Annotated in this window: 1 protein-coding gene; it reads right to left on the reverse strand. The window is 66.2% G+C overall.

The features are described 5' to 3' along the window. Nucleotides 1-1670: DNA polymerase III subunit alpha (gene dnaE, locus ACZ7SW_RS46760; RefSeq protein ID WP_470236837.1), on the reverse strand; the 1670-nt coding region annotated here is incomplete at both ends.

Below are 1670 nucleotides of genomic sequence, written 5' to 3' on the forward strand. Positions count from 1 at the left end.
ACCTTGATCCCCAGCCGACGGCACTCCGACAGATAGATCGCCGACTTGTCCTTGTTGTCACCCACCGACGTGAGCAACGCGGCCATGTACTCCGGGGTGTAATTCGCCTTGAGGTAGGCGGTCCAGTACGCGATCAGGCCGTACGCGGCGGCGTGCGACTTGTTGAACGCGTACCCGGCGAACGGGAGAATCGTGTCCCACAGCGCCTTGACCGCTTCCGGCGAGAAGCCGCCCTCGACCAGCGGGCTGGACTTCATGCCCTCTTCGAAGCCCTCGTACTCCTTTTCGAGGACTTCCTTCTTCTTCTTGCCCATCGCGCGCCGCAGCGTGTCCGCTCGGCCCATCGTGTAGCCCGCGACCTTCTGCGCGATCTGCATGATCTGCTCTTGGTAGACGATCAGGCCGTAGGTCTCGGACAGGATCTCCCGCAGCGGTTCCTCCAGCTGCGGGTGGATGGGCTTGATCTGCTGCCGGTTGTTCTTGCGGTCGGCGTAGTCGTTGTGCGCGTTCATGCCCATCGGGCCGGGGCGGTACAGCGCGAGCACCGCGATGATGTCCTCGAACCCGGTCGGCAGCATGCGCCGCAGCAGGTCGCGCATCGCGCCGCCGTCGAGCTGGAACACGCCGAGCGTGTCGCCGCGGCCGAGGAGCTTGTACGCCTCCGGGTCGTCGAACCCGAGCCGGTCGAGGTCGATCTCCTCGCCGCGGTTGGCCTTGATGTTCTCCAGCGCGTCGCCGATGACGGTGAGGTTGCGCAGGCCCAGGAAGTCCATCTTCAGCAGGCCGATGGCCTCGCACGACGGATAGTCCCAGCCGGTGATGATCGAACCGTCGTCGCGCTGCCACACCGGGATCGCGTCGGTGAGCGGTTCGCTCGACATGATCACCGCGCAGGCGTGCACACCCGCGTTGCGGATCAGGCCTTCGAGGCCTCGGGCGGTGTCGAAGATCGTCTTGCACTCTTCGTCGGTCTCGACGAGCGTGCGGACCTCGGCGGCCTCGGCGTAGCGCTCGTGCTTCGAGTCGACGATGCCCGACAGCGGGATGTCCTTCGCCATGATCGGCGGCGGCAGCGCCTTCGAAATCCGGTCCGCGATCGAGTAGCCCGGCTGGCCGAAGTGCACGCGGGCGGAGTCCTTGATCGCCGCCTTGGTCTTAATCGTGCCGAAGGTGATCACCTGCGCGACCCGGTCCGCGCCGTACTTGTCGGTGGCGTAGCGGATCATCTCGCCGCGCCGGCGGTCGTCGAAGTCGATGTCGATGTCGGGCATCGACATGCGTTCCGGGTTCAGGAACCGCTCGAACAGCAGCTTCTGCGGGATCGGGTCGAGGTTCGTGATGCCGAGCGCGTACGCGACGAGCGCGCCCGCCGCGGAACCACGGCCGGGGCCGACCAGGATGCCGACCTCGCGCGCGTGCTGGATGAGGTCGGCGGTGATGAGGAAATAGGACGGGAAGCCCTTGCCCTCGATGACGCCGAGTTCGTAGTCGCAGCGTTCCTCGTAGCCGTCCGGGACGCCTTCGGGGAACCGCCACTTGAGGCCCTCGGCCACCTGATGGCGCAGCCAAGAAGCGTCGGTGTGGCCTTCGGGGACGTCGAAGACCGGCATCCGGTCCTTGTGCGTGTACACGTCCTCATACGACTCGACCCGCTCCGCGATCAGCAGCGT

The sequence above is a fragment of the Amycolatopsis sp. NPDC114484 genome (genome assembly GCF_055633755.1).